At 59.4% G+C, this 23352-nt stretch carries 20 protein-coding genes; 10 read left to right on the forward strand and 10 right to left on the reverse strand.

Annotated features, from left to right (window positions below):
- Positions 1 to 340 precede the first annotated feature (340 nt).
- The 4 genes from KGA82_RS18400 to KGA82_RS18415 form a co-directional block, all read right to left on the reverse strand.
- On the reverse strand, positions 341 to 1336 hold the full coding sequence (locus KGA82_RS18400; RefSeq protein WP_223451724.1) for a YbhN family protein: 996 nt from the start codon (positions 1334 to 1336) through the stop codon (positions 341 to 343).
- Positions 1333 to 2109, reverse strand: coding sequence for a DUF2334 domain-containing protein (locus KGA82_RS18405; protein WP_223451726.1), 777 nt, complete (start codon positions 2107 to 2109; stop codon positions 1333 to 1335). The genes KGA82_RS18400 and KGA82_RS18405 overlap by 4 nt, the downstream gene beginning before the upstream one ends.
- On the reverse strand, positions 2102 to 3223 hold the full coding sequence (locus KGA82_RS18410; RefSeq protein ID WP_223451727.1) for a glycosyltransferase family 4 protein: 1122 nt from the start codon (positions 3221 to 3223) through the stop codon (positions 2102 to 2104). The genes KGA82_RS18405 and KGA82_RS18410 overlap by 8 nt, the downstream gene beginning before the upstream one ends.
- A gap of 183 nt (positions 3224 to 3406) precedes the next feature.
- Entirely contained in the window at positions 3407 to 5296 is a 1890-nt protein-coding gene (locus KGA82_RS18415; RefSeq protein WP_192230039.1) for a methyl-accepting chemotaxis protein, read from the reverse strand.
- Between the two features lie 174 nt (positions 5297 to 5470).
- Here KGA82_RS18415 and KGA82_RS18420 point away from each other — a divergent pair, with 174 nt between their 5' ends.
- The gene (locus KGA82_RS18420; RefSeq protein WP_223451728.1) at positions 5471 to 6958 is read left to right on the forward strand and encodes a helicase HerA-like domain-containing protein; all 1488 of its coding nucleotides are present in this window, start codon (positions 5471 to 5473) and stop codon (positions 6956 to 6958) included.
- A gap of 98 nt (positions 6959 to 7056) precedes the next feature.
- On the opposite strand, the gene KGA82_RS18425 is transcribed toward KGA82_RS18420, so the two are convergent.
- The gene (locus tag KGA82_RS18425) at positions 7057 to 7512 is read right to left on the reverse strand and encodes a DUF721 domain-containing protein (RefSeq protein WP_008029261.1); all 456 of its coding nucleotides are present in this window, start codon (positions 7510 to 7512) and stop codon (positions 7057 to 7059) included.
- Positions 7513 to 7819: 307 nt separating this feature from the next.
- Here KGA82_RS18425 and secA point away from each other — a divergent pair, with 307 nt between their 5' ends.
- From secA to KGA82_RS18445, 4 genes are all read left to right on the forward strand, one after another.
- Positions 7820 to 10555: a preprotein translocase subunit SecA gene (gene secA, locus KGA82_RS18430; RefSeq protein WP_032832795.1), complete on the forward strand. Its 2736-nt coding sequence runs from the start codon at positions 7820 to 7822 to the stop codon at positions 10553 to 10555.
- 122 nt (positions 10556 to 10677) lie between these two features.
- Positions 10678 to 11895 (forward strand): bifunctional glutamate N-acetyltransferase/amino-acid acetyltransferase ArgJ, encoded by a 1218-nt coding sequence (gene argJ / locus KGA82_RS18435; protein ID WP_008029257.1) that lies wholly within the window; start codon positions 10678 to 10680, stop codon positions 11893 to 11895.
- 136 nt (positions 11896 to 12031) lie between these two features.
- Complete coding sequence (locus KGA82_RS18440; protein WP_192417097.1) at positions 12032 to 12664, forward strand: glutathione S-transferase family protein; 633 nt, start codon at positions 12032 to 12034, stop codon at positions 12662 to 12664.
- Positions 12661 to 13611 carry a Nudix family hydrolase gene (locus KGA82_RS18445; protein WP_223451729.1) on the forward strand — a complete coding sequence of 317 codons (951 nt, stop codon included), beginning with the start codon at positions 12661 to 12663 and terminating at the stop codon, positions 13609 to 13611. The genes KGA82_RS18440 and KGA82_RS18445 overlap by 4 nt, the downstream gene beginning before the upstream one ends.
- Before the next feature lie 97 nt (positions 13612 to 13708).
- Here KGA82_RS18445 and KGA82_RS18450 read toward each other — a convergent pair whose 3' ends face one another.
- The 3 genes from KGA82_RS18450 to KGA82_RS18460 are packed head-to-tail and all read right to left on the reverse strand — an operon-like array spanning position 13709 to position 17292.
- On the reverse strand, positions 13709 to 14290 hold the full coding sequence (locus KGA82_RS18450) for a cob(I)yrinic acid a,c-diamide adenosyltransferase (protein WP_223451733.1): 582 nt from the start codon (positions 14288 to 14290) through the stop codon (positions 13709 to 13711).
- A gap of 2 nt (positions 14291 to 14292) precedes the next feature.
- Positions 14293 to 16329 (reverse strand): ATP-binding protein, encoded by a 2037-nt coding sequence (locus tag KGA82_RS18455; protein WP_008043327.1) that lies wholly within the window; start codon positions 16327 to 16329, stop codon positions 14293 to 14295.
- A gap of 45 nt (positions 16330 to 16374) precedes the next feature.
- Entirely contained in the window at positions 16375 to 17292 is a 918-nt protein-coding gene (locus KGA82_RS18460; protein ID WP_207285462.1) for a putative 2-dehydropantoate 2-reductase, read from the reverse strand.
- A gap of 140 nt (positions 17293 to 17432) precedes the next feature.
- Between KGA82_RS18460 and KGA82_RS18465 the strand changes: the two genes are divergently transcribed.
- A complete protein-coding gene (locus KGA82_RS18465; protein WP_007906601.1) occupies positions 17433 to 17918 on the forward strand; it encodes a YajQ family cyclic di-GMP-binding protein in 486 nt (161 codons plus the stop codon).
- 139 nt (positions 17919 to 18057) lie between these two features.
- Positions 18058 to 18900 (forward strand): mechanosensitive ion channel family protein, encoded by an 843-nt coding sequence (locus KGA82_RS18470; RefSeq protein WP_223451734.1) that lies wholly within the window; start codon positions 18058 to 18060, stop codon positions 18898 to 18900.
- Between the two features lie 76 nt (positions 18901 to 18976).
- Here KGA82_RS18470 and KGA82_RS18475 read toward each other — a convergent pair whose 3' ends face one another.
- Positions 18977 to 20323, reverse strand: coding sequence for an OprD family porin (locus tag KGA82_RS18475; protein ID WP_223451735.1), 1347 nt, complete (start codon positions 20321 to 20323; stop codon positions 18977 to 18979).
- A 916-nt stretch (positions 20324 to 21239) separates the two neighbouring features.
- Here KGA82_RS18475 and KGA82_RS18480 point away from each other — a divergent pair.
- Together KGA82_RS18480 and KGA82_RS18485 are read left to right on the forward strand one after the other, a co-directional pair.
- A complete protein-coding gene (locus tag KGA82_RS18480; RefSeq protein WP_008029239.1) occupies positions 21240 to 21665 on the forward strand; it encodes an HIT domain-containing protein in 426 nt (141 codons plus the stop codon).
- Positions 21666 to 21668: 3 nt separating this feature from the next.
- On the forward strand, positions 21669 to 21875 hold the full coding sequence (locus KGA82_RS18485; protein WP_008029236.1) for a SlyX family protein: 207 nt from the start codon (positions 21669 to 21671) through the stop codon (positions 21873 to 21875).
- 61 nt (positions 21876 to 21936) lie between these two features.
- Here the strand turns inward: KGA82_RS18485 and KGA82_RS29390 are convergent, their stop codons facing one another.
- Positions 21937 to 22539, reverse strand: coding sequence for a cold-shock protein (locus KGA82_RS29390; protein ID WP_008029235.1), 603 nt, complete (start codon positions 22537 to 22539; stop codon positions 21937 to 21939).
- Between the two features lie 308 nt (positions 22540 to 22847).
- Between KGA82_RS29390 and KGA82_RS18495 the strand changes: the two genes are divergently transcribed.
- Complete coding sequence (locus KGA82_RS18495; RefSeq protein ID WP_008029233.1) at positions 22848 to 23318, forward strand: Dps family protein; 471 nt, start codon at positions 22848 to 22850, stop codon at positions 23316 to 23318.
- Positions 23319 to 23352 lie beyond the last annotated feature (34 nt).

Raw genomic sequence — 23352 nt, forward strand, 5'->3', positions numbered from 1 at the left:
CAAAGAAGGACAACGCGGACAGCTGAAGAGCCAGGTCGGCTTTCAGGCCGCCTCGGCGGCTGTGGCGGTAGTCGCCCCCTCGAGAGGCCGAGTGGAGGTTCTGCGCAGTGGGCAACCCGGCATGGATGCCGGGTTAGCCGCCCCCGGCCATGGATGGCCGATGGCGGCGGGCCCACGGAGCAGGACCGGAGCGAGGGTATGCCGAGCCTAGGCGAGGCACCGAACGAAAGGGGCAAGAGCCCTTTGGTTACTTTGGGGCTTTTCCAAAGTGACTCGCCGTAAGGGCGAAACCAATAGCCGCCATAACCAAAAAACGGATATGTACACCATCAAAAAAGCCCTAAGCCTGCCTAAACCTCATCAACTTCTTCAACAACGGCCGCCCAACCATCAACAAAAACACCGGCCCCCCCACCACCAGATAAAAGTAATAAGTCACCGCCCGCCAAATCAAAATCGCCGCCGCCGCAGTAGATTTCCCCACCATGGGCGCCAGCAATGCAGCCGAGGTCAATTCCGCCGCCCCGGCACCCCCCGGCAACAGGCTGAACTGCCCCGCACTCAGCGAAAGCATCTGAATCAAAAAACTCCAGGCCCATTGCAAATCCGCGCCGAGCCCGCGCAACGCCAGGTACAACACGCTATAGCGCAGCACCCAATGCACACAGGTCAGGGCAAACACCTTGATCAAAGTCCGAAAGGGCAACTTCAGCGTGTCAGTGAACGCAGCAAGAAAGTGCAGGAGTTTTCGCGCCCAGCGCAGGCGCGTGGTGCCTTTGACATTGAGGCGTGCGAGCAGCCGCCCGCTCAGGCGAATCAGCAGCCGATGGTAGCGCGCGATCACCACACAACTGAGCAGCCCGCCGAACATCGATATCGCACTGACGGTCAGCAGCCACTCCATGCGTTCGCTGAGGTGCTGGAACAGCGCATAAATCAGAATCCCGCTTAACGCACAGAGAAAGAACAGCAGATCGCTGAGTTGGTCCATGGCGAAAACCGCACTGCCCCGTGCCGGGCGCACCCCGTTGCGGGCCAGCAGCGCCATGATGGTCAGCGGTCCGCCGCTGCCGCCCGGTGTGGCGCAGTAGGCGAACTCGGCAGCCATCACCACGCCGAGGCTTTTGACCGGGCTGACCTTGTCGCGCTCATCACCCAGCAACAGGCGCAAGCGCATCGTGTTTACCACCCAGCACAGCAGGATCATGCCGAACATGATCAGCAACCAGCTCAGTGGAAAGCTTTGCAATCGCGACCAGGTCTGGTTGCCACCCAGCAGCAGCGGAATCAGCACCGCCGCGAGCAGCGCGATAAACAGCAGAATCCCCCGGCTCATGCGGCGCGACCGACACGGTCGCTGTGCAGCGCCAGCCAACGAGCCTTGGTCATCGGCAGGCGGCCTTGGTCGAGTAATCGCTTGAGGGTGTGCAGCCAGTAATCGCGCGCGAACCGATGACGCATGTCCACCGGGTGCAGGCCCAGACGAATCACCGGCGCCTGGCGCAAGCGTTGCTCGCGCTGATCGCTGACGAGCTTCGACAAACCTCGCCGCCATGCGCTGCGCGCACTCCAGACCAGTCCTGGCGCATCGACCGGGGTGAAATCCGGCAGACGAAACAGATGCTGTGGATCGCTGGTGTAACTCAGGGGTAACTGGCGCAAGGCCTGGCGCGTACCTTCGCTCATCAACCAGGCCGGAGCGACGAACCCTTCGAGCGGCCAGTGATAGCGATGAAACAGCTCGATACCTGCGCGCAGACGCGCGAGGGCCGCGTCCTGCGACAGCGTGTAGAACTCGCCTTCACGGGTATAAATGCGGCGCATGAACCAGTCTCGTGGCGTGTTGGGCGGCGGCTCGTCATCACAATGAAAATAGCCGTGCAGCGCCAGTTCGTCACCTCGAGCGACACGACCGGTCAGCAGGCGGCGCAACCCGGAGTGTGCCTCCAGATCGTTGTGTCTGTGGTAATCCGGCACCACCAGCCAGGTCATCGGCACTTCACCCAAGGCGTCGACGGCTTCGACAAAAGGTTGGTAATCGGCCCAGGTGTGCGGCGCGACGTCATGCAGTACGAGTAACAGGCAGGGCGCGCTCATGGGCTCAACCATTGGCGGCCAGCGGCCATTGATTGCCGAGGACGGCGTGATAGTGGCCCAGCAGGCTGTCGACTACCGCGTCCCACGAATAATGCCGTTCGACATGGAGGCGCGCTTGTTGGCCGAGCGCGGCACTGCCTGAACTGAACAGCTCCCGCACCGCATTGGCCATCGCCACCGGGTCGTTCGGCGCGCACAGCAGCCCGCATTCTGCGCTGATGATTTCTTCAAAGGCTCCCGCCGCCACAGCTACTACCGGAATGCCGCTGGCCATGGCTTCGAGGATCACCAGGCCAAACGTTTCCTGGTCACCGGCATGCAGCAGCGCATCGGCGCTGGCCATCAACTTCGCCACCTGCGTGACGGGGCAGAACTCATGGATGACGGTGACGTTGTCCGGGACCACGGCCGGCATCGACGACCCCACCAGCAACAGGTGATAACGCCGTCCCAGGCGCCGCATGCATTCCAGCAACACCGGCAGGTTTTTTTCCTTGGAGCCTCGCCCGGCAAAAATCAGCAGGTGTGTATTTTCATTGATGCCCAGTTGCGTGCGCAGGCCTGGATCCCGGGCATCGGGATGAAAGGTTTGCAGGTCGACGCCCAGGGTTTGGACGAAAACGTTGTTCACGCCCAGGCTGGTCAGTTTGTCGGCCATGATCCGGCTCGGCGCCAAGACCCGGTCGAAGTTGCCGTAGAGCTTTTTGACATACGCTTCGACGTTGGTTGTGACCCAATTGCCCATGCGATTGCTGACCAGCAGCGGCAAGTCCGAGTGATAGAAGCCGATCACTGGCACGTCGAGCTGGCGGCGGGCATCGAGCGCCGCCCAGGCTGTGAGGTACGGGTCGCCGACCTCGATCAGATCGGGCTGCAAATCTTGAAGGACATTTCGCCAAGGGGCGAGACGGAGAGGGAAACGATAACCCTTGCCGAAGGGCAGGGCAGGGGCCGGAACCGTGTAAACGCCGTCCTGTTCGCTCAAGTGTGAACCGGGGATCAGCAGGCTGTGGCGAATGCCGGGCTTGACGCCCAGACGACGGTGTTTTGCATCCAGATACGTGCGCACGCCACCGCTGGCAGGGGCGTAGAACATGGTTATGTCCGCGATGTGCACGATGAACATCCCTCCGGTCCGTTGTACTCCCTTGGTTGACCTTTATGAAGAATAGATGTTCGGCTGGGGTTTTGTGGTGTGTTACAGACCGTCTTCGCGGGCAAGTCGGATCGCCGCACCGCTCGCTCCTACAGGTTCACGTAAAACCTTGTAGGAGCGAGGCTTGCCCGCGAAGGGGCCCTCAGAAGCGCATCAGATCCGGAAACTACCGACCAACTGCTTGAGACGCGCCGCCTGCTGCTCCAGGTCCGAACACGCCCGCAACGTCGATTGCAGGTTTTCCACCCCTTCCTGGTTCAGCGTATTGATCTCGGTAATGTCGACGTTGATCGACTCCACCACCGCCGTCTGTTCCTCGGTCGCCGTCGCCACGGACTGGTTCATCCCGTCGATCTCACCAATGCGCAACGTCACGCTGTTCAGGCGTTCGCCCGCCAGGTTGGCGATTTCCACGCTGTCCTGACTGTGGCGCTGGCTGTCGCTCATGGTGCTGACGGATTCGCGGGCGCCGATTTGCAGCTCCTCGATCATGGTCTGCACCTGCTGCGCCGATTCCTGCGTGCGGTGTGCCAGGTTGCGCACTTCATCGGCCACCACGGCAAAACCACGCCCGGCTTCACCGGCACGGGCCGCTTCGATCGCGGCGTTCAGCGCCAGCAGGTTGGTTTGCTGGGAAATGCTGGTGATCACTTCGAGAATCTGCCCGATGTTCACGGTTTTGCTGTTCAGCGATTCGATGTTGGTGCTCGAAGCGCTGAGCATGCTCGACAGTTGGTTCATCGCGACAATGCTGCGATCCACCACCTGCTGGCCGTCTTCGGCGAGGTTTCGGGCATCGCTGGCCTGGCTCGACGCCTGGGCGGCGTTGCGCGCGATTTCCTGGGCCGCGGCACCGAGCTGATTGATCGCGGCGGCGACGCTGCTGGTGCGCGAAGCTTGCTGGTCGGAGTTGTACATCGACGAGTTGGAAGCCGCGACTACACGCAGCGCCACTTCGTTGACCTGGCCGGTGGCCGAAGACACTTCGCGGATCGAACCGTGAATGCGCTCCACGAAACGGTTGAACGCGGTGCCCAGGAGGCCGAATTCATCGTTGTTCTGGATAGTGAGGCGTTTGGTCAGGTCGCCCTCGCCGTCGGCAATGTCGGCCATGGCGCGGGTCATGACGTGCAGCGGCTGGATCAGGATGCGGATCAGCATGCCCAGCAAGGCAATGATGATCGCAACTGCGATGACGGTCGCAACGACCGCCGAGGCGCGGAAATCGCTGAGTTTCGCGAAGGCTTTGTCCTTATCCACCGACAGACCGATGTACCAGTTGACGGAAGACAGGCCTTTGATCGGGGTGAAAGTGACGATGCGGGTTTTGCCATCGACTTCCACTTCACTGAAATCGCTGCTGATGCGCGGTGTATTTTTCGGGTACGACTCAGCCAGGGATTTCATCACCAGCGCTTTGTCCGGGTGCACCAGGATCTTGCCATCGGCGCTGACCAGGAACGCATAACCCATGCCATCGAAGTCCAGCGCATTCAGGCTGTCGGCGATTACTTGCAGGCTCAGGTCACCACCGACCACACCGATGTTCTGGCCGTCCTTGAGCACACTGTTGACGATGGAGATGACCAGTTGGCCAGAGGCCAGATCGATGTAGGGTTCGGTCAGCGCCGAGCCACTGGTGCTTTGGGCGCTTTTGTACCAAGGACGGGCGCGCGGGTCATAGCCATCCGGCATTTTGCTGTCCGGGCGGATGATGAAGGTGCCATCCTTGTTGCCAATGTAAGCACCCATGAAGGTCGACGTCACCGCCTTCTGCTCCAGCAGCTTGGCGACGTTGCCGATGTCCGGGTTCAGCGCGGCGTTTTGTGCGAGGTTTTCGATCAGCAGACTGCGTCCGGTCAGCCATGTCTGGATATTGTTGGCAGTCACGCTGCCCATTTTTTGCAGATTCTTGTCCAGGTCCTCGCGAATGGCGTTGCGCTGTAGATAGTCGTTGTACAGGGTGAACGAGGCGAACGCGGCAATGACGATGAGGGCGGCGGCAAGCAGGATTTTATGGCTGAAGCGCAGATTTTTGTTCATGGCTTGGGGTTCCGCTAAGGTCTTAATGCCCAAGGCGTGCTTTTATAAGGAAGCGCGCAGTGGGCGGTCATGAAAACAAGCTGATATTTCCGTCCTCTCCTTGGGGGGATTACCGAAGCTTTTCAGTCTTTTATATCGGCCGTGCAGAATTAAAGATTAACCATGGGTGACCAAATGCCTGATTCATCGCAACTCGTTATCGGTGCCGATCTCGCGGGGCAACCGATCGCCCAGGCCATGCGCCTGGCGAACCGTCACGGTCTGGTCGCGGGCGCTACCGGGACCGGCAAGACCGTCACCTTGCAACGACTGGCCGAAGCGTTCAGCGATGCCGGCGTGGCGGTGTTCGCGGCGGACATCAAAGGTGACCTGTGCGGCCTCGGTGCCGCCGGCAACCCGCAGGGCAAGATCGCCGAGCGAATCGCCGGGATGCCCTGGCTGAATCACACGCCGCAGGCGTACCCGGTCACTTTGTGGGACATTCACGGCCAGTCCGGTCATCCTTTGCGCACCACCTTGAGCGAAATGGGCCCGCTGTTGATTGGCGCCCTGCTGGAGTTGACCGACAGCCAGCAATCGGCGCTGTACGCCGCGTTCAAGGTGGCGGACCGCGAAGGTCTGTTGTTGCTGGACTTGAAGGACCTGAAGGCACTGCTCAATCACCTGCGCGACCACCCCGAATTGCTGGGCGACGACGCCGCGTTGATGACCACCGGTTCCAGCCAGGCCTTGTTGCGCCGATTGGCGACCCTGGAGCAACAAGGTGCTGAAGCCTTGTTCGGCGAGCCGGCGCTGCAACTCGAAGACATTCTGCAACCGACCGCCGAGGGGCGCGGGCGCATTCACTTGCTGGATGCCAGTCGTCTGGTGCACGAAGCGCCGAAGGTCTACGCGACGTTCCTGTTGTGGCTGCTGGCTGAACTGTTCGAGCAACTGCCGGAGCGCGGCGATGCCGACAAACCGCTGCTGGCGCTGTTTTTCGACGAAGCACATTTATTGTTTGCCGATACGCCCAAGGCGTTGCAGGAGCGTCTGGAGCAAGTGGTGCGGCTGATTCGCTCGAAAGGCGTGGGCGTGTATTTCGTCACCCAATCGCCGGGCGACTTGCCGGATGACGTGCTGGCGCAGCTCGGCCTGCGTATCCAGCATGGTTTGCGTGCGTTCACCGCCAAGGAACAAAAATCCCTTCGGGCCGTGGCCGAGGGCTTCCGGCCGAACCCGGCGTTCGACGCCTTGTCGGTGTTGACTGAACTGGGGATCGGCGAGGCGCTGGTCGGCACGTTGCAGGACAAGGGCACGCCAGAGATGGTCCAGCGGGTCCTGGTGGCACCGCCGCAATCACGGATCGGGCCGCTGAGCGAAGCCGAGCGCACGCTGCTGATCGCCGGCTCACCGTTCAAAGGGCGGTACGACAAACCGGTGGATCGCGAGTCGGCCTATGAAGTGCTGATGGGACGCAAAGGCCTAGGGCCGGAACCCGAAGCGGCACCGGACAAACCTGCGCCAGAAGAACCGAGCTTCACCGACAAGGCCGGGGAGTTCCTCGGCACGGCGGCAGGGCAGGCGCTGAAGTCGGCGATGCGACAGGCGGCCAATCAGCTTGGCCGGCAACTGGTGCGCGGGTTGATGGGGTCGTTGCTCGGCGGCAGCAAACGCCGCTAGCAATCACCTGGACCTTGTAGGAGCGAGGCTTGCCCGCGAAGAGGCCCTTGAGGGCGCCAAAAGCTTCGCGGGCAAGCCTCGCTCCTACAGGGGCCGTGTCAGTCTTTTGGTTTGGCGTGAGCCGCCAATCGCTCCAGCGCCGCCCGCAGGTTCGGATCACTGATCCCCTCAGCCGTCGCTTGTATGGTCGCCCCCGCATCCGTCGACAAACTGATGGTATGCCCGGCCGCGCCTTGCTGAACGGTCGGTGGCTGCACCTTGAACAGAATCCGCGTCAGGCTGGCGAACTCATCAAACATCTGCAACTGCCGTTGCAGACGCTTCTGTTGATAGCGCAGACGCGTTGCCCAATGTCCGTCGGTGACAATCAGCAACAAGCTGCCTTCGCGCCACGACGCCACATGGCAATGCTCGCGCGCAGCGGGCTGCAATTGGCTTTCGAGCAGGCGTTGTAAATGACCCAGGCGTTGAGCATGGCCAAAAATGGCTTTCAGCGGTTTGGCTTCGCGAAGCAGAACGGCGGGTGCTCTGGCCGTAAGAGGGCGAAATGCCATGATCAGACACCTGAAGTAACAGAGCCGCTATGGTAGCAGAAAGCACTGGTTGCACCCGACCCATTGCTTTGCGCGCGCTTTACCCATTAAATCAACAAGTAACTTCTGCCGTCAGTGGCTTGAAGTTCAGCAAAAAGCCCTTATTTTAAGTGAGCCCCGTAACAGCGCAGTGCATGCATCGTGGAACAACGCCACTTTCCTCACCATCGTTTCCGGGTAGAATGCTCGTTCGCATGCGGCCATGAGGGCTGCACGGGCGACTCACGGGGCCGCCCTCCATCCCTTTAGTGTGGAAGATCCTGCCGATATGTTTGCGCCTTTGTTAAAGAAACTTTTTGGAAGCAAGAACGAGCGTGAAGTCAAACGCATGCTCAAGACGGTGCAACTCGTCAATGCCTTCGAAGAGCAAATGGTGGCCCTTTCGGACGATCAATTGCGTGCCAAGACGGATGAGTTCAAGGCCCGCATCGCCAAAGGGGAAACCCTCGACAAGCTGCTGCCAGAAGCCTTTGCGGTCGCCCGCGAAGCCGGCAAGCGCGTCATGGGTATGCGCCACTTCGATGTCCAGCTGATCGGCGGCATGACCTTGCATGAAGGCATGATCGCGGAAATGCGTACCGGTGAAGGCAAGACCCTGGTGGCTACACTGGGCGTTTACCTCAACGCGCTGTCCGGCAAAGGCGTGCACGTTGTTACCGTGAACGACTATCTGGCCCGCCGTGACGCCAACTGGATGCGTCCGCTCTACGAATTCCTCGGCATGACGGTCGGTGTGGTTACACCTTTCCAGCCGCCGGAAGAGAAACGTCAGGCCTACGCCGCCGACATCACCTACGGCACCAACAACGAATTCGGTTTCGACTACCTGCGCGACAACATGGCGTTCAGCATGGAAGAAAAATTCCAGCGCGAACTCAACTTTGCCGTGATCGACGAAGTCGACTCCATCCTCATCGACGAAGCCCGTACCCCGCTGATCATTTCCGGTCAGGCCGAGGACAGCTCGAAGCTGTACATCGAGATCAACAAACTGATCCCGCAGCTGCAATTGCACGTCGAAGAAGTCGAAGGCGAAGTCACCAAGGCCGGCCATTACACCGTCGACGAGAAGACCCGTCAGGTCGAACTCAACGAAGCCGGTCACCAGTTCATCGAAGACATGCTGACCCGCGTCGGCCTGCTGGCTGAAGGCGAGAGCCTGTATTCGGCGCATAACCTGGGCCTGCTGACCCACGTCTATGCCGGCCTGCGTGCGCACAAGCTGTTCAACCGCAACGTTGAATACATCGTGCAGGACGGTCAGGTTGTCCTGGTCGACGAACACACCGGTCGTACCATGCCGGGTCGCCGTTTGTCCGAAGGCCTGCACCAGGCTATCGAAGCCAAGGAAAACCTGAACATCCAGGCCGAAAGCCAGACATTGGCGTCGACCACGTTCCAGAACTACTTCCGTCTGTACAACAAGTTGTCCGGCATGACCGGTACCGCAGACACCGAAGCGTTCGAATTCCACCAGATCTACGGCCTGCAGGTCATGGTGATCCCGCCGAACAAGCCTTTGGCGCGTAAAGACTACAACGACCTGGTGTTCCTGACCGCTGAAGAGAAATACGCGGCGATCATCAACGACATCAAGGAATGCATGACTCACGGCCGTCCGGTGCTGGTGGGTACTGCAACCATCGAAACTTCCGAGCACATGTCTGCGTTGCTGCAGAAGGAAGGCATCGAACACAAGGTCCTGAACGCCAAGTTCCACGAAAAAGAAGCCGAAATCATTGCCCAGGCCGGTCGTCCAGGCGCACTGACCATCGCTACCAACATGGCCGGTCGTGGTACCGACATTCTGTTGGGCGGCAACTGGGAAGTGGAAGTCGCGTCTCTGGAAGACCCGACGCCGGAGCAGATTGCCCAGATCAAGGCCGACTGGCAGAAGCGTCACCAGCAAGTGCTGGAGTCGGGTGGCTTGCAGGTGATTGCGTCCGAACGTCACGAATCGCGCCGTATCGACAACCAGTTGCGTGGTCGTGCCGGTCGTCAGGGTGACGCCGGTTCCAGCCGTTTCTACCTGTCGCTGGAAGACAGCCTGATGCGCATCTTCGCCTCTGACCGGGTGAAGAACTTCATGAAAGCATTGGGCATGCAGTCCGGTGAAGCGATCGAGCACCGCATGGTGACCAACGCCATCGAGAAGGCTCAGCGCAAGGTTGAAGGCCGCAACTTCGACATTCGTAAACAACTGCTCGAGTTCGATGACGTCAACAACGAACAGCGTAAAGTGATCTATCACATGCGCAACACGTTGCTGGCCGCCGACAACATCGGTGAAACCATCGCCGACTTCCGTCAGGACGTACTCAACGCGACTGTCAGCGCCCACATTCCTCCGCAATCGCTGCCTGAGCAGTGGGACGTGGCGGGTCTGGAAGCGGCGTTGCAGAGCGACTTCGGTGTGGCGCTGCCGATCCAGCAATGGCTCGACGAAGACGATCACCTGTACGAAGAAACCCTGCGCGAGAAGCTGATGCAGGAGCTCATCGCGGCGTACAACGAGAAAGAAGACCAGGCGGGCGCCGACGCGCTGCGCACCTTCGAGAAGCAAATCGTTCTGCGCGTGCTGGACGACCTGTGGAAAGACCACCTGTCGACCATGGACCACCTGCGTCACGGCATCCACTTGCGTGGCTATGCGCAGAAGAACCCGAAGCAAGAGTACAAGCGCGAGTCGTTCACGCTGTTCTCCGAGCTGCTGGATTCGATCAAGCGCGACTCGATCCGTGTGTTGTCGCACGTTCAGGTTCGCCGCGAAGATCCGATCGAAGAAGAGCAACGCCTGCGCCAGGAAGCCGAAGCACTGGCGGCGCGCATGCAGTTCGAGCACGCTGAAGCGCCTGGTCTCGATCAACCGGAACAGCTGGGTGAAGAGCTCGATGTAGCCCTCGCCACCGCACCGGTTCGCAACGAACAGAAGCTGGGCCGTAACGAACTGTGCTACTGCGGTTCGGGCAAGAAGTTCAAGCATTGCCACGGGCAGATCCAGTAAAACCCGTTTCATACGCTGAAATACCCGCGCCGCGACCGGCATCAGCCGTCGCGGCGTTTTGCCATTTACACCACCGTTCTTCCTGAAAACGGTGCAGACATCATTTATTAAGGAGCGCATTCATGGCTGTTGGTCTTGGTCCTTTGCCAACGTTGCACCCGGTTGCCGGTTTTGAACTCGGTATCGCCTCGGCCGGCATCAAGCGTCCTGGACGCAAGGATGTCGTGGTCATGCGCTGCGCCGAAGGCTCCACCGTGGCGGGCGTGTTCACCCTGAACGCCTTTTGCGCCGCTCCGGTGATCCTGGCCAAGCAGCGTGTGCAAGGTCCGGTGCGTTACCTGCTGACCAACACCGGCAACGCCAACGCCGGCACCGGCGAACCGGGTCTGGCGGCCGCCGAGCGCACCTGCGCGAAACTGGCTGAACTGACCGGCGTCGATGCCAGCCTGGTGCTGCCGTACTCCACCGGTGTGATCGGCGAACCGCTGCCGGTCGAGAAAATCGAAGGCGCGCTGCAAGCCGCTCTCGACGACCTGTCGGTGAACAACTGGGAAGCTGCCGCCACCGGCATCATGACCACCGATACCCTGCCGAAGGGCGCCAGCCGCCAGTTCCAGCATGACGGCGTGACCATCACCGTTACCGGCATCAGCAAAGGCGCGGGCATGATCCGTCCGAACATGGCGACCATGCTCGGCTACATCGCCACCGACGCCAAAGTCTCCCGCGACGTGCTGCAAAACCTGTTGCTGGACGGCGCCAACAAGTCGTTCAACCGCATCACCATCGACGGCGACACTTCGACCAACGACTGCTGCATGCTGATCGCCACCGGTCAGGCGGCACTGCCGGAAATCACCTCCGCCAGTGGTGAACTGTTCGCCAAGCTGAAACAGGCTGTGTTCGAAGTGTGCATGGACGTGGCCCAGGCCATCGTGCGTGACGGCGAAGGCGCGACCAAGTTTGTCACCGTTGAAGTCAACGGCGGCGGCAATCACCAGGAATGCCTGGACGTCGGCTACACCGTGGCGCACTCGCCGCTGATCAAGACCGCGCTGTTCGCATCCGACCCTAACTGGGGCCGCATCCTGGCTGCCGTTGGCCGTGCCGGCGTACCAAACCTGGACGTGAGCAAGATCGACGTGTTCCTCGGCGAAGTCTGCATCGCCAGCCGTGGTGCCCGCGCATCGACCTACACCGAAGCCCAGGGCGCAGCGGTGATGCAGCAGGAAGAAATCACCATCCGTATCGAACTGGGTCGCGGTGACTGCAGCGAAACCATCTGGACCACGGACCTGTCCCACGAATACGTGAAGATCAACGCCGAGTACCGTACGTAAGACAGATCGCTTTCGCGGGCAAGCCTCGCTCCTACAAGGATCGCGCAATCCCTGTAGGAGCGAGGCTTGCCCGCGAAGAGGTCCGATCAGACACCAAAGATTCTGGCCTGTCCCCCCTCATCAAAAGGTCCCGAACATGAGCCTCCACCTGATCATCGGCGACAAATTGCATTCCTCCTGGTCCCTGCGCGGCGCCCTGGCCCTTGACCTGGCCGGCGCCCCGTACACCGAAGAATTGATCAAACTGAACCAGCCGGACACTCGCGAGCAGTTGCTCAAGCATTCGCCGACCGCCAAAGTCCCGTTGCTGAAAACCGAGCACGGCACCATCGCCGATTCCCTGGCGATTGCCGAGTACCTGGCCGAACAATTCCCTGATGCCGGCCTCTGGCCCAAAGACGTCGCGGCCCGCGCCCAGGCACGTTCGGCCTGTGCACAGATGCACGCCGGCTTCTTCGCCATGCGCGGCAACATGCCGTTTGACCTGAGTCGCGACGCACCTTTGTCGCCGGTCCCGGCTGACGTCCAGGCGGACATCGAACGCATGCTGGCGTTGTGGGCCGAGTGCCGCGCAGCCGCGACCGAAACCGGTCCATACCTGTTTGGCCGCGCGACCCTGGCCGATGCCTTCTTCGCACCCATTGCCGTGCGCCTTCGCACCTACCAGGTGAAATTGCCGGTGGCGGACGAGGCCTACGTCGAAACGATCTACCAATGGCCAGCCTTCAAGGCCTGGCAAAAGGCGGGTCTGGAGGAGGTCGGGCAGTGAAACGAGTACACGTAGCCGCCGCGGTTATCCGCGAGAGCAGCGGCAAGATCCTTATCGCCCGGCGCGCCGACACTCAGCATCAGGGCGGTCTTTGGGAATTCCCGGGTGGCAAGGTCGAGGCCGACGAATCCGTGGAAACTGCGCTGGCCCGTGAGCTTCATGAAGAGTTGGGAATTGTGGTCAATGCCGCGCGACCGCTGATAAAGGTCCGCCATGACTACCCGGACAAACAAGTATTGCTGGATGTCTGGGAGGTCTCGGACTTTTCCGGCGAACCTCACGGTGCCGAAGGCCAGCCTTTGGAATGGGTGGCGCCGCGTGATCTGCCGGGCTATGAGTTTCCGGCCGCCAACCAGCCAATCGTTGCGGCGGCGCGATTGCCTGCGGCTTACCTGATTACGCCTGAAGATCTGGAAACCCCTGCGCTGCTGCGCGGTATTCAGAAAGCCATCGCCAATGGCATCAAGTTGATCCAGCTACGGGCGCCCAACGGCTACGACCCGAAATACCGCGATCTGGCGGTGGACGCGGCCGGGCTGTGTGCCGGCAAGGCGCAGCTGATGATCAAGGGGCCGTTCGAATGGTTGGGCGACTTCCCGTCGGCCGGTTGGCACATCACCTCGGCACAGCTGCGCAAATACGCAGCGGCCGGTCGTCCGCTACCGGCGACGCGCTGGTTGGCGGCGTCCTGCCATAACGCCGAGGAACTGGCGCTGGCCGAGCAGATGGGCGTGGACTTTGTGACCCTGTCGCCGGTGCAGCCGACCCTGACGCATCCGGGGGCTCAGCCGCTGGGTTGGGAGCAGGCTTCGACGTTGATCGAAGGTTTCAGCAAGCCGGTGTTCTTGCTCGGTGGTGTTGGGCCGGCGCAAGTTGATCAGGCTTGGGCGGCAGGCGCCCAGGGTGTGGCGGGGATTCGGGCGTTCTGGCCGGATTCTTTGGTGTAGCCACTGGCCTATTCGCGGGCAAGCCTCGCTCCTACAGGGATATGCATTCTCCAGTAGGAGCGAGGCTTGCCCGCGAAGGCGTCCTTAAGAGTGCCGCTTAAATCCCGGGTTTCGCAGCAGGCTGCCACAAAATCTCCGCAATCCCCTGACGCCTGGCAATCACCCGCGCCACCACAAACAACAGATCCGACAACCGATTGATGTACGCCAGGCCAACCCCGGCCAACGGTTCAAGCGCATTCAAATGCTGACACCGGCGCTCGGCACTGCGCGCCAGGCTTCGGCACACATGCGCTTGCGCAATCAGTGCCGAACCGCCCGGCAGAATGAAATTCTCCAGGGGCCCCAGCTCTTCATTCCACACATCGATCGCCGCTTCCAGGCGTTCGATTTCTGCCGCCTTCAACGCCTGATATTCCGGCATGGCCAGTTCGCCACCGAGATCGAACAACCGATGCTGGCAAGGCGCCAAAACCTCGATCACTTCGTTTAATCCGGGAAACTTTCCAAGTTCCGCTTCGAGCCCGGCCAACAGCACGCCGACCTGGCTGTTCAATGAATCGACTTCGCCAATGGCTTCGATCCGCGGGTGGTCCTTGGGCACGCGGCGGCCGTCGCCCAGCCCCGTTTCGCCTTTGTCGCCGGTGCGGGTGTAGATCTTCGACAAGCGAAAGCCCATGGTTACCTCGAAAGCTGATTGAGTTCTTGAGAAACGAGCGGGGTGCTCGTCAACGGCAGGCGCAAGGTGAAACACGTGCCCTGGCCCAGGGTCGATTGCACTTCCATCTGACCCTTGTGGTTGTTGGTGATGATGAAATACGAAACCGACAAGCCAAGCCCGGTGCCCTGACCGATTTCCTTGGTGGTGAAGAAGGGTTCGAAGGTGCGTTTGCGCACGCTCTCGCTCATGCCGATGCCATTGTCCTCGACCTGGATTTCCGCCCACGGTGGATTGAGTTTGGTCCGCAGGATGATCCGTCCCGGCTCGCAGCCGTCCTCGCGCTGGTGAATGGCTTGCGCGGCGTTTTTCAGCAGGTTGAGCAGCACTTGCTCAAGTTCGTTGGCGGTGCCGGGCACGGGGCCCAGAGCGGGGTCGAACTGACGAATGATCGCCTGACCCTTGAAGTCAAAGCCAATCGCCAGGTCAAAGTCGTTGCCGGCGATTTCCACGGCTTGATCGATCAGCGCCGGCAAATCGCACGGCGCCATTTGCCGGGTGCTGCGGCGGCTGAAGCTGAGCATGTGGGTGACGATTTTCGCCGCCCGGGCGCCCGCCTGTTGAATGCCGTCGAGCAGCTGCGGCACCTCACGTACTTTCAGGTACTCGTTGACCGTATCCAGCTCAACGCCGACTTGTTCGGCCTGTTCGAGGTTTTTTGGCAAGTCCGGGGACAGGCGTCGACGAATGTTCTGCACGTTGTGCAGGATCGCGCCAAGCGGGTTGTTGATTTCGTGGGCCATGCCGGCGGCGAGGCCGCCAACCGAGAGCATTTTTTCCGACTGCACCATCATTTCCTCCAGCGACAGGCGCTGGGTGATGTCGTCGATGCGGATCACCACGCCACGACCGGCACCGCCCATCAGTGGGTAAAAGGTCAGGGCGTAATGCTTGGGTTCATCGTCCTTGAGCCAGGTCACGCGCTCGATCTTCGCCACCGTGTGCTGCTCGACGGTTTGCTTGAGCTGCGGCAGAAACGGTTTGAGTGGTTCGAAGGCGAGAAAGATCGGCTGATTCAGCGCTTCGTCCAGGCGTGTGCCGGAGAGGGCGCTGGCCTCCTGATTCCACTGTGTTACGTAGAGCTGCTCGTCGAGGGCGATCAGCGCCGACGGCATGGAGTCGATGATGCTGTTGAGGTAATTCTGGAACCCGGTGAGTTTCTTCTCGATCTTGCTGCGCACCTGGACTTCAAGTTCCAGTTTGCGGTTGGTGTGGCGGGTTTCTTCGGCCAGGCCCTGGGCCTGATCGTAAGCGGCCTGGGATTCGTCCCGTGCCCGTTTGAGTTGCTGCTCCCGTGCCTCGATGCGCGAGAGCATGGTGTTGAACGCCTCGGCCAGGCTGCCGATTTCGTCATGGTTGCCGCGTGAGGCGCGCAGGGCGTAGTTCTCCTCTCGGGTCACTTGCCGGGACAGCTCTTCGAGTTGATGGATCGGCCGGGTAATCAGGCGTTTGATCTGCCGGGCGATCACCAGCCATAACAGCACGCTGAAGATCAGAATGCCGAGGCTGGCCGTCAGGGTCCCGGTGTAGAAGGCCATCGGCAGTTCGCTGCTGGCGACCAGCAGCAGATGGCCGGGCGCGGTGCCGGGGCGGGGCAGGGTGATCACTTGATTGCTGCGAAATTCGGTGGCTTGCCAGGATTCGATGTGGCGGTAACGCGCTGGCAGGCCCAAATGATCGCCACGTTGCAACTGCGCCAGCCTTTCGCCCTTGCCGTCATACAGGGCTGCCGCGCGCAGCGGTGAATAGCTGTTGAGCTCATTGAGCAGTCGCTCGGCATTTTGTGGTGACTGCAGCGCTTCAGCCACCAGGCTCGGGTTGGATACCAGTCGGCCGATGGTCTGCAAGGCCTGGGGCGCCATGCTTTCCTGGGAAATATAGTACGCGGCGCTGATAAAGGTCAGGTTGGCGACCAGCAAAACGGTGGTCAACAGCACCAGCAGGGCGGCCAGCAGTTTCTGGCCGACGGGAAGGTTTTCAAGGCGCTGGCGCAATGGCATCAGGTTTATCGCTGAAAAGGAACAAGTGGCCAGCGTAGCCGCTGCTCAGTCGCTGGGCAATCCAAGGCTGTGCAGATGGGCGATCAACCGTGATTCAAGCTGATTGAGGTGCGGCAGGTTCAGTTGGTGCCGCGAAGCCACTTTGCACACATAGCCCAACAGGTAGCTGATTTCGGTACGGCGTTGATTCGCAACGTCCTGATACATCGACGAGAAATTGGCTGCAGTGGCGTGAATCACCCGTTCCACTTCCGGCTGGAGGTTTTCGGCGGCGGCCGGTTGGCCACAGCGTTCAAGCAGCTCGGTCAGTTCGCCGCAGAGGGTCGCGACTTCACAATGATGGTCCTGCAAGCCGCCATTGCGGCAATCGTGTAACACCGTCAGTGGATTGATCGCGCAGTTGAGTGCCAGTTTCCGCCAAAGCCGGGTCAGAATGTCGGTGCTCCACTCGTGGGGAATCCCGGCGGCGCTCACGTCATCCAGCCAGATCGGCGCCACGGGATGACCGGCATCCCCCAGCCAGGTGTAACCGTGACCGGCGAATACCACGCGCCAGTCACCGTCGCGATACGCGCCTTCGGTGCTCGAAGCAAAAATGCAGCGCGCCTGAGGCACCTGCGCCGCAACGGCGTCCTGACTGCCAAGGCCGTTCTGCAACAGGATCAATTCGGCGCCGGACGTGAGGCGCGGCGCCAGTCGGGCCACGGCTTGCTCGGCATCGTAGGCTTTGCAGGCCACCAGCAGGCGGTTGATCGGCTCATCGCTGTCGGTAGTTTCGCCGGGGATGGCATACGTTGTTGCTTCGCCGTGCTCCACCAGCGTCAAGCCGCCCGCAGCCTGATAAGCCTGCAAGCGCGGCGCATCCCGCACGATCAGCCGGACCGGCACCCCGGCCCGCGCCAGACGCGTGGCCCATAAAGTGCCGAGGCTGCCGGCGCCCAGAACATGCCAGGTGGTGGACATCAGCTTTTTGCTCTGTTTGAGGCGCGCATCGGACGCTCGCAGTGAATGATGGGAAAGACCCGTTATAATCAGCGCGGATTTTAACCGCAAGCCAGGCGTGCTCCATCTTGATCGAGCGCGCCCTTTATTGGAGAGATTACATGCCGTCGTTCGACGTGGTATCCGAACTGGACAAACACGAAGTCACCAACGCGGTCGAGAACGCCGTCAAGGAACTCGATCGTCGTTATGACCTGAAAGGCAAGGGCACCTTCGAGTTCAAGGAAAAGGACCTGACCGTCAACCTGACCGCTGAAGCCGATTTCCAGCTCGAAGCAATGATTGAGATCCTCAAGCTGGCGCTGGTCAAGCGCAAGATCGACGTGCAGTGCCTTGAAGTCAAGGATGCCTATGCGTCGGGCAAGCTGATGAAGCAGGAAGCCGTTCTCAAGGAAGGCATCGACAAAGAGCTGGCGAAGAAAATCGTCGCTCACGTCAAGGACGCCAAGCTCAAGGTGCAGGCCGCCATTCAGGGCGAGCAGGTGCGCATTACCGGCAAGAAACGTGACGATCTGCAGGAAGCCATCGCAGCCCTGCGCGCCAAGACATTCGACATGCCGTTGCAGTTCAACAACTTCCGCGACTGATTTTTTCAGGCGGGAACCTCTCGGCGTTTTCGGCGTCCGAGGCCCAAGCAGCGGCAGAAAGGCTGCCCCCGAACGGGAGCAGCCTTTCTGCCGCTTATTTTTTTCGCGTGCCGTGTGGCCGGAAATCAGGAGAATGTAGATGGACTTGAATGCTGAAGTGGACAACCTGGTCAAGGCGTCCCAAGCCTGGATTCCGATGATCATGGAATACGGCAGCCGGGTGCTGCTGGCGATCATCACCCTGGCCATCGGCTGGTGGTTGATCAACAAAGTGACGCAGAAACTGGGCGGCCTGATCGCGTTGCGTAACGCTGACCTGGCGCTGCAAGGCTTCATCAGCAGCCTGGCGAACATTATTCTGAAGATCTTGCTGGTCGTCAGCGTGGCGTCGATGATTGGTGTCGAAACCACCTCCTTCGTTGCTGCAATCGGTGCGGCCGGTCTGGCCATCGGTCTGGCGTTGCAGGGCAGCCTGGCGAACTTCGCCGGTGGCGTGCTGATTCTGTTGTTCCGTCCGTTCCGTATTGGTGACTGGATCGAAGCTCAAGGTGTTGCCGGTACGGTCGACAGCATTCAGATTTTCCACACCGTACTGCGCACTGGCGATAACAAGACCATCATCGTCCCGAACGGCAACTTGTCGAACGGCATTATCACCAACACTAACCGTCAACCCACCCGCAAGGTTGTGTTTGATGTGGGCGTGGATTACGAAGCGGACTTGCAGAAAGCCCGTGAAGTATTGCTGGACCTGGCCAAGGATGAACGCATCCTGGCTGAGCCGGCTCCGCAAGCTGTCATTTCTACCCTGGGCGACAGTTCGATCACTGTTTCCCTGCGAGTGTGGGTGAAGACGGCGGATTATTGGGATGTGATGTTCATGTTTAACGAACAGTCCCGTGACCGGTTGAAAACGGCCGGTATCGATATCCCGTTTCCACAGCGGGTGATTCGTGTGGTGCAGGAATCTGCGGTGCAGTAAGCAACACGCAGGCAACAAAAAGGCCCATCCGAAGATGGGCCTTTTTTATTTGTTACCGCAAACTAACTGGATGCGATTACAAAATCGACAGTGGGTAGTCGACGATCACACGGAACTCTTTCACGTCGCCTTCACCTTCGTCGGCGTTAGCAAAGTGCCAAGCTTGACGGAAGCGAACGGACAGATCTTTTGCCGGGCCAGACTGAACAACGTACTTGGCTTCGAAGTTGGTTTCGTTGTGCTTGCCATCTTCACCGTACAGGCCGGTGTAAGCGCTGCCTGCTGGGGTGTTGGTACCGTCGATGTCCCAACCTTTCACGTAACGGGTCATGAAGCTCAGACCTGGAACGCCGTACTCAGCCATTTTCAGATCGTAACGGATCTGGGCAGACTTCTCGCCAGGGGCGTTGAAGTCAGAGTACTGGATGGAGTTGGCGAGGAAGATCGAGTCGCCACCGCGGTTGTTCTTGCCGATACCGACGTAGTCGAACGGGGTATCGCCATTAACCTTTTGGAAGGCCAGGGTGATGGTGTGCGCTTTCAGGAACGAGAGAGCAGTTGCCAGCGAGAATGCGGTGTTGCTGATGTCACCAGCTTTCGAATCACCGGTATCGGTGGTGCGATAGATGTTGAAGTCAGTGTTCAGCGACGTGTCACCACCAAATGGAGTGGTGAGGTTCACGTTGGCGTAGTACTGGTTCCAGATGTCTTCCAGCTGGGCGCCATACAGCGATGCGGACAGGTTGTCGGTAATGCCGTACTTGCCACCGAAGTAGTCCATGCTTTTGGCTTTCACGCCAGCATAGTTTGCAAACAGGTCGCCATCGCGGGAGTTTTTGTCCTGGCTGGAACCCGAGTAGAAGTGGCCGGCTTCGAGGTCAAGGTCTTTGACTTCGCTGCTCTGCAGTTGGATACCGCTGGCAACTTGAGGAAGGATACGGGAACCGCCAACAGCAAACACTGGAGCAGTGCTTGGCGACATGTCGCCGATTTTCAGCTCGGTTTTGGAAACGCGGAATTTAATGGCCGCGCCTGCTTTACCCTGGCTGTCGTTGACGTTGCGGCCACCGTTGGCGTTAACGGTGTCGCTACGGCTCATGTTGCCCGAACCGGAAGTGCCATCGCCGCCATCCAGTTTGATGGCCAGGTAACCGAATGCATCAACACCAACGCCGACAGTACCTTGGGTGTAGCCGGAGTTGTAGGTGCCCCAGAGACCTTGGGTCCAGTCTTTGACGTCGCGGGCGCCGTCTTTGTTGTCACGGTTGAAGTAGTAGTTGCGAACCAGCAAGTTCAACGAGCTGTCTTCAACAAAACCTTTGGCTTCAGCCTGGTCACTTACGAAAGGTGCGGCCGTAGCCACTTGAGTACTGGCTGCTGCTGCAACTGCCAGTGCGATCATGCTCCACTTCATCACGCGCATCGTGATTTGCTCCTTTGGTTTTAGAAGAGTACTGCCGTCCCACCTGTTTTATTATCTGGGCGGCTCTTTCTTTTTGTGTCGGCGCAAACTTATATCACGCCGACCATGTTGGCGATACTTGCGTATCTATCCTTTCAGCTTCTTTACGACCCCGTCGCAAACAGCTTGGTAGATGTCGCAAATTTACAGCCCCAATGCAACCGGAATGACAACGTCATCGCTGTTTTCCAAGGCGTGAGCATCGGTAAAAAGAGTCCCTGGTGAAACGTTTGAATCTCCATCGGGCAACCCTGCCACTGTTTTTATTTGCCTGAAGGCTTCCACTTCCAGTGGTTGCATTGCAGGCGATGTGAGTGTGAATGCAACAAGCGTGCACAAATCAGAAAACTGCTGTTTTTTTTTCTGAACGCCTGCGTGTTACCGTAAAAACCTCATAAAACCGGGGGTTACAAGCACCTTTTAATGGGGCTTGACGCCACGGTTTGCATCGTGTTGCGCCCTCCTGGCCGACTGCGTGACAAACAAAAACGTTACCGGTTCACCCCGCCAGTGGGTAATTGGCGGATACCCGACGCACTTAGCGTAGACGCACTGTGCGGTTTTGGTGCAAAAAATTTTAATCGCTGTACTGAATTCATACAGCATGACTGCTGAGTGATTGCGAACAGGTCGTTGTCTGTCAGTCATTTCAGCATTTTTTGCATGATCATCGGTTCTGTAATGGTGCGCCCTTGCGAAAAATGTCTCATGTCGGGGCGCGCATTCTGCAGGTCGCTCGAATTTCGATGGGCCTTCGGCCGTGGTTCGTCGTGAAGGCGGTGGTGTTCACAGGTATGCTGCCGTCCTGTCGCTTGGTGCGTCGTCCTGCGTGGAGGGGCGCTAAGCTGAAAATGATGATTAGACGGGAGTGCGCGCAGTGTTCGCTTTAGATCCACGACTTCAACAAGACACGTTACCGATCGGGGATTTCCCGCTCAGCCGGCTGCTGTTGTCCAATGATTCGAACTACCCGTGGTTCATCCTGGTACCTCGTCGCGACGATATCAGCGAGATATTTCAGTTGGATGTCGCTGATCAGGTGCAGCTCTGGAAGGAAACGACTGCGCTGGCGGAAATGCTCAAGGACTCGTTCGACGCGGACAAATTGAACGTCGCGGCTCTGGGTAACGTCGTCAGTCAGTTGCACATGCATGTGATTGTGCGCAAGCGTGAGGATGCCGCCTGGCCAGCCCCGGTCTGGGGCAAGCACCCGGCGAAGCCTTACAGTGCAGAGCAGATCGCGGTGATTCGCGAGCGGCTGCGTCTGGTGTTGACCGATGATTTTACGTTTCTGGAGGGTTGAATCATGAGCCTGGAAGAACGCGTTACCGATCTGGAGAGCCAGCTGGCCTTTCAGGATGACACCATCCAGGCATTGAGCGATGTGCTGGCGACGCAGCAGCGTGCCGTAGAGCGTCTGCAACTGCAAATGGCAGCCTTGCTCAAGCGCCAGGAGGAAATGGCCGGCCAGTTCGAAACGTTCGAAGAAGAAGCGCCACCGCCGCATTACTGAACATGCAGGCGTAAAAAAACCGCGAGCAGCCTGGCTGTTCGCGGTTTTTTTTAGCCTTGAATCAGCGTCGCGGAAGAGCGGCGATCACGTCTTCGGCTTGCAGGCCCTTGTCACGATTCATGACGGAGAACTCCACGCGCTGGCCTTCGACCAGGACGCGATGACCTTCGCCACGAATGGCCCGGAAATGCACGAAAATATCATCGCCGGAATCACGGGAAATAAACCCGAAGCCTTTGGAAGTGTTGAACCACTTCACGGTGCCGGTATCGCGGTTGGTCATGTCATAGCTTGGCGAAGCGGTGGCCGGTGAAGATTTGTAGAAGCTGATGGCCAGATGAAGAAGCACGGCGATCAGGGCTGCCACCAGGCTGAACAGTACGGCAGGTTGACCGGCGATGACAGGCATCGGCGCGAGCAGCGTCAGGGTTTGCAATACGACAGTCAGAACCAGCAGGGCGCTGACCAGGTTTTGCAGTTGATGACGCGGGCCTTTGTTCCAGTAAGGGATTACAGGTGCGAGGGTAAGGTTGAGCAGGCCGAAAAAGGCCAGGTAAAGCGCATCGGGTTGTTGCAGGTAAGGAACAGCTTCGGATCGCAGGCTAGGGATGAAGGACAGCAGCAGGGCCGCTGCGCCCATTAGCAGGTGGACGATTTTCAACATTTTGATTAACTCACGTTAAGACGGATCACAAGGAAGAGCTGATAGAGCACGGTTCGCTTCAGAACAATAAGAGGCGTTGGGCACGTACTCGTTATCAGCCTATGCGCAACGCCCGGAAAAATAGGGCTTTGCGACACACTGCCTATTTAACAGCAAAGCTTGCGGCTACTCAAATCAGGGAGTCCAGCGGTGCATCAGGGGCGATATGTCGCAGGGAGCGGGGGCATTCCCGCCTGCGGTGTGGCGACAGGCTTGCTAGAGTGGTCCTGCACCTGTCGGATGAATTTGATCACCTTTAGGGGAAAAGCATGGCAATCGATATCGGTATCAGTGAAGAGGATCGCAAGTCCATCGTCGACGGACTTTCGCGTCTGCTGTCGGACACTTATGTACTTTATTTGAAAACCCATAATTTCCACTGGAATGTCACCGGTCCCATGTTTCGGACCCTGCACCTGATGTTCGAGGAGCAATATAACGAGTTGGCCCTGGCGGTCGATTCGATTGCCGAGCGCATTCGCGCGCTGGGCTTTCCTGCTCCGGGTGCCTATTCCATTTATGCGCGCCTTTCTTCTATCAAGGAGGAGCCGGGCGTGCCCAGCGCAGAAGGCATGATCAAGCAACTGGTCGAAGGGCAGGAGGCCGTCACGCGTACGGCGCGGGGGATCTTTCCCCTGCTCGACAAAGTCAGCGACGAGCCCACGGCGGATTTGTTGACCCAGCGTATGCAGGTTCACGAGAAAACCGCATGGATGTTGCGCGCCTTGCTGGATGAGTAACGCGTTCAGTGCGCGGATGGAGCCTTGCAGGTGT

The sequence above is a fragment of the Pseudomonas sp. BF-RE-22 genome (genome assembly GCF_019956155.1).
Classification (GTDB): Bacteria; Pseudomonadota; Gammaproteobacteria; order Pseudomonadales; family Pseudomonadaceae; genus Aquipseudomonas; species Aquipseudomonas migulae.

Bases quoted from the DNA above. Each gene is read 5' to 3' on its own strand.
- KGA82_RS18410 (WP_223451727.1), bottom strand. From the start codon at position 3,223: ATGTTCATCGTGCACATCGCGGACATAACCATGTTCTACGCCCCTGCC.
- KGA82_RS18420 (WP_223451728.1), top strand. From the start codon at position 5,471: ATGCCTGATTCATCGCAACTCGTTATCGGTGCCGATCTCGCGGGGCAA.
- KGA82_RS18470 (WP_223451734.1), top strand. From the start codon at position 18,058: ATGGACTTGAATGCTGAAGTGGACAACCTGGTCAAGGCGTCCCAAGCC.
- KGA82_RS18495 (WP_008029233.1), top strand. From the start codon at position 22,848: ATGGCAATCGATATCGGTATCAGTGAAGAGGATCGCAAGTCCATCGTC.
- KGA82_RS18450 (WP_223451733.1), bottom strand. From the start codon at position 14,290: ATGGGCTTTCGCTTGTCGAAGATCTACACCCGCACCGGCGACAAAGGC.
- KGA82_RS18460 (WP_207285462.1), bottom strand. From the start codon at position 17,292: ATGTCCACCACCTGGCATGTTCTGGGCGCCGGCAGCCTCGGCACTTTA.
- KGA82_RS18440 (WP_192417097.1), top strand. From the start codon at position 12,032: ATGAGCCTCCACCTGATCATCGGCGACAAATTGCATTCCTCCTGGTCC.
- KGA82_RS18415 (WP_192230039.1), bottom strand. From the start codon at position 5,296: ATGAACAAAAATCTGCGCTTCAGCCATAAAATCCTGCTTGCCGCCGCC.
- KGA82_RS18465 (WP_007906601.1), top strand. From the start codon at position 17,433: ATGCCGTCGTTCGACGTGGTATCCGAACTGGACAAACACGAAGTCACC.
- secA (WP_032832795.1), top strand. From the start codon at position 7,820: ATGTTTGCGCCTTTGTTAAAGAAACTTTTTGGAAGCAAGAACGAGCGT.
- KGA82_RS18475 (WP_223451735.1), bottom strand. From the start codon at position 20,323: ATGCGCGTGATGAAGTGGAGCATGATCGCACTGGCAGTTGCAGCAGCA.
- KGA82_RS18485 (WP_008029236.1), top strand. From the start codon at position 21,669: ATGAGCCTGGAAGAACGCGTTACCGATCTGGAGAGCCAGCTGGCCTTT.
- KGA82_RS18400 (WP_223451724.1), bottom strand. From the start codon at position 1,336: ATGAGCCGGGGGATTCTGCTGTTTATCGCGCTGCTCGCGGCGGTGCTG.
- KGA82_RS18405 (WP_223451726.1), bottom strand. From the start codon at position 2,109: ATGGTTGAGCCCATGAGCGCGCCCTGCCTGTTACTCGTACTGCATGAC.
- KGA82_RS18425 (WP_008029261.1), bottom strand. From the start codon at position 7,512: ATGGCATTTCGCCCTCTTACGGCCAGAGCACCCGCCGTTCTGCTTCGC.
- KGA82_RS18455 (WP_008043327.1), bottom strand. From the start codon at position 16,329: ATGCCATTGCGCCAGCGCCTTGAAAACCTTCCCGTCGGCCAGAAACTG.
- argJ (WP_008029257.1), top strand. From the start codon at position 10,678: ATGGCTGTTGGTCTTGGTCCTTTGCCAACGTTGCACCCGGTTGCCGGT.
- KGA82_RS29390 (WP_008029235.1), bottom strand. From the start codon at position 22,539: ATGTTGAAAATCGTCCACCTGCTAATGGGCGCAGCGGCCCTGCTGCTG.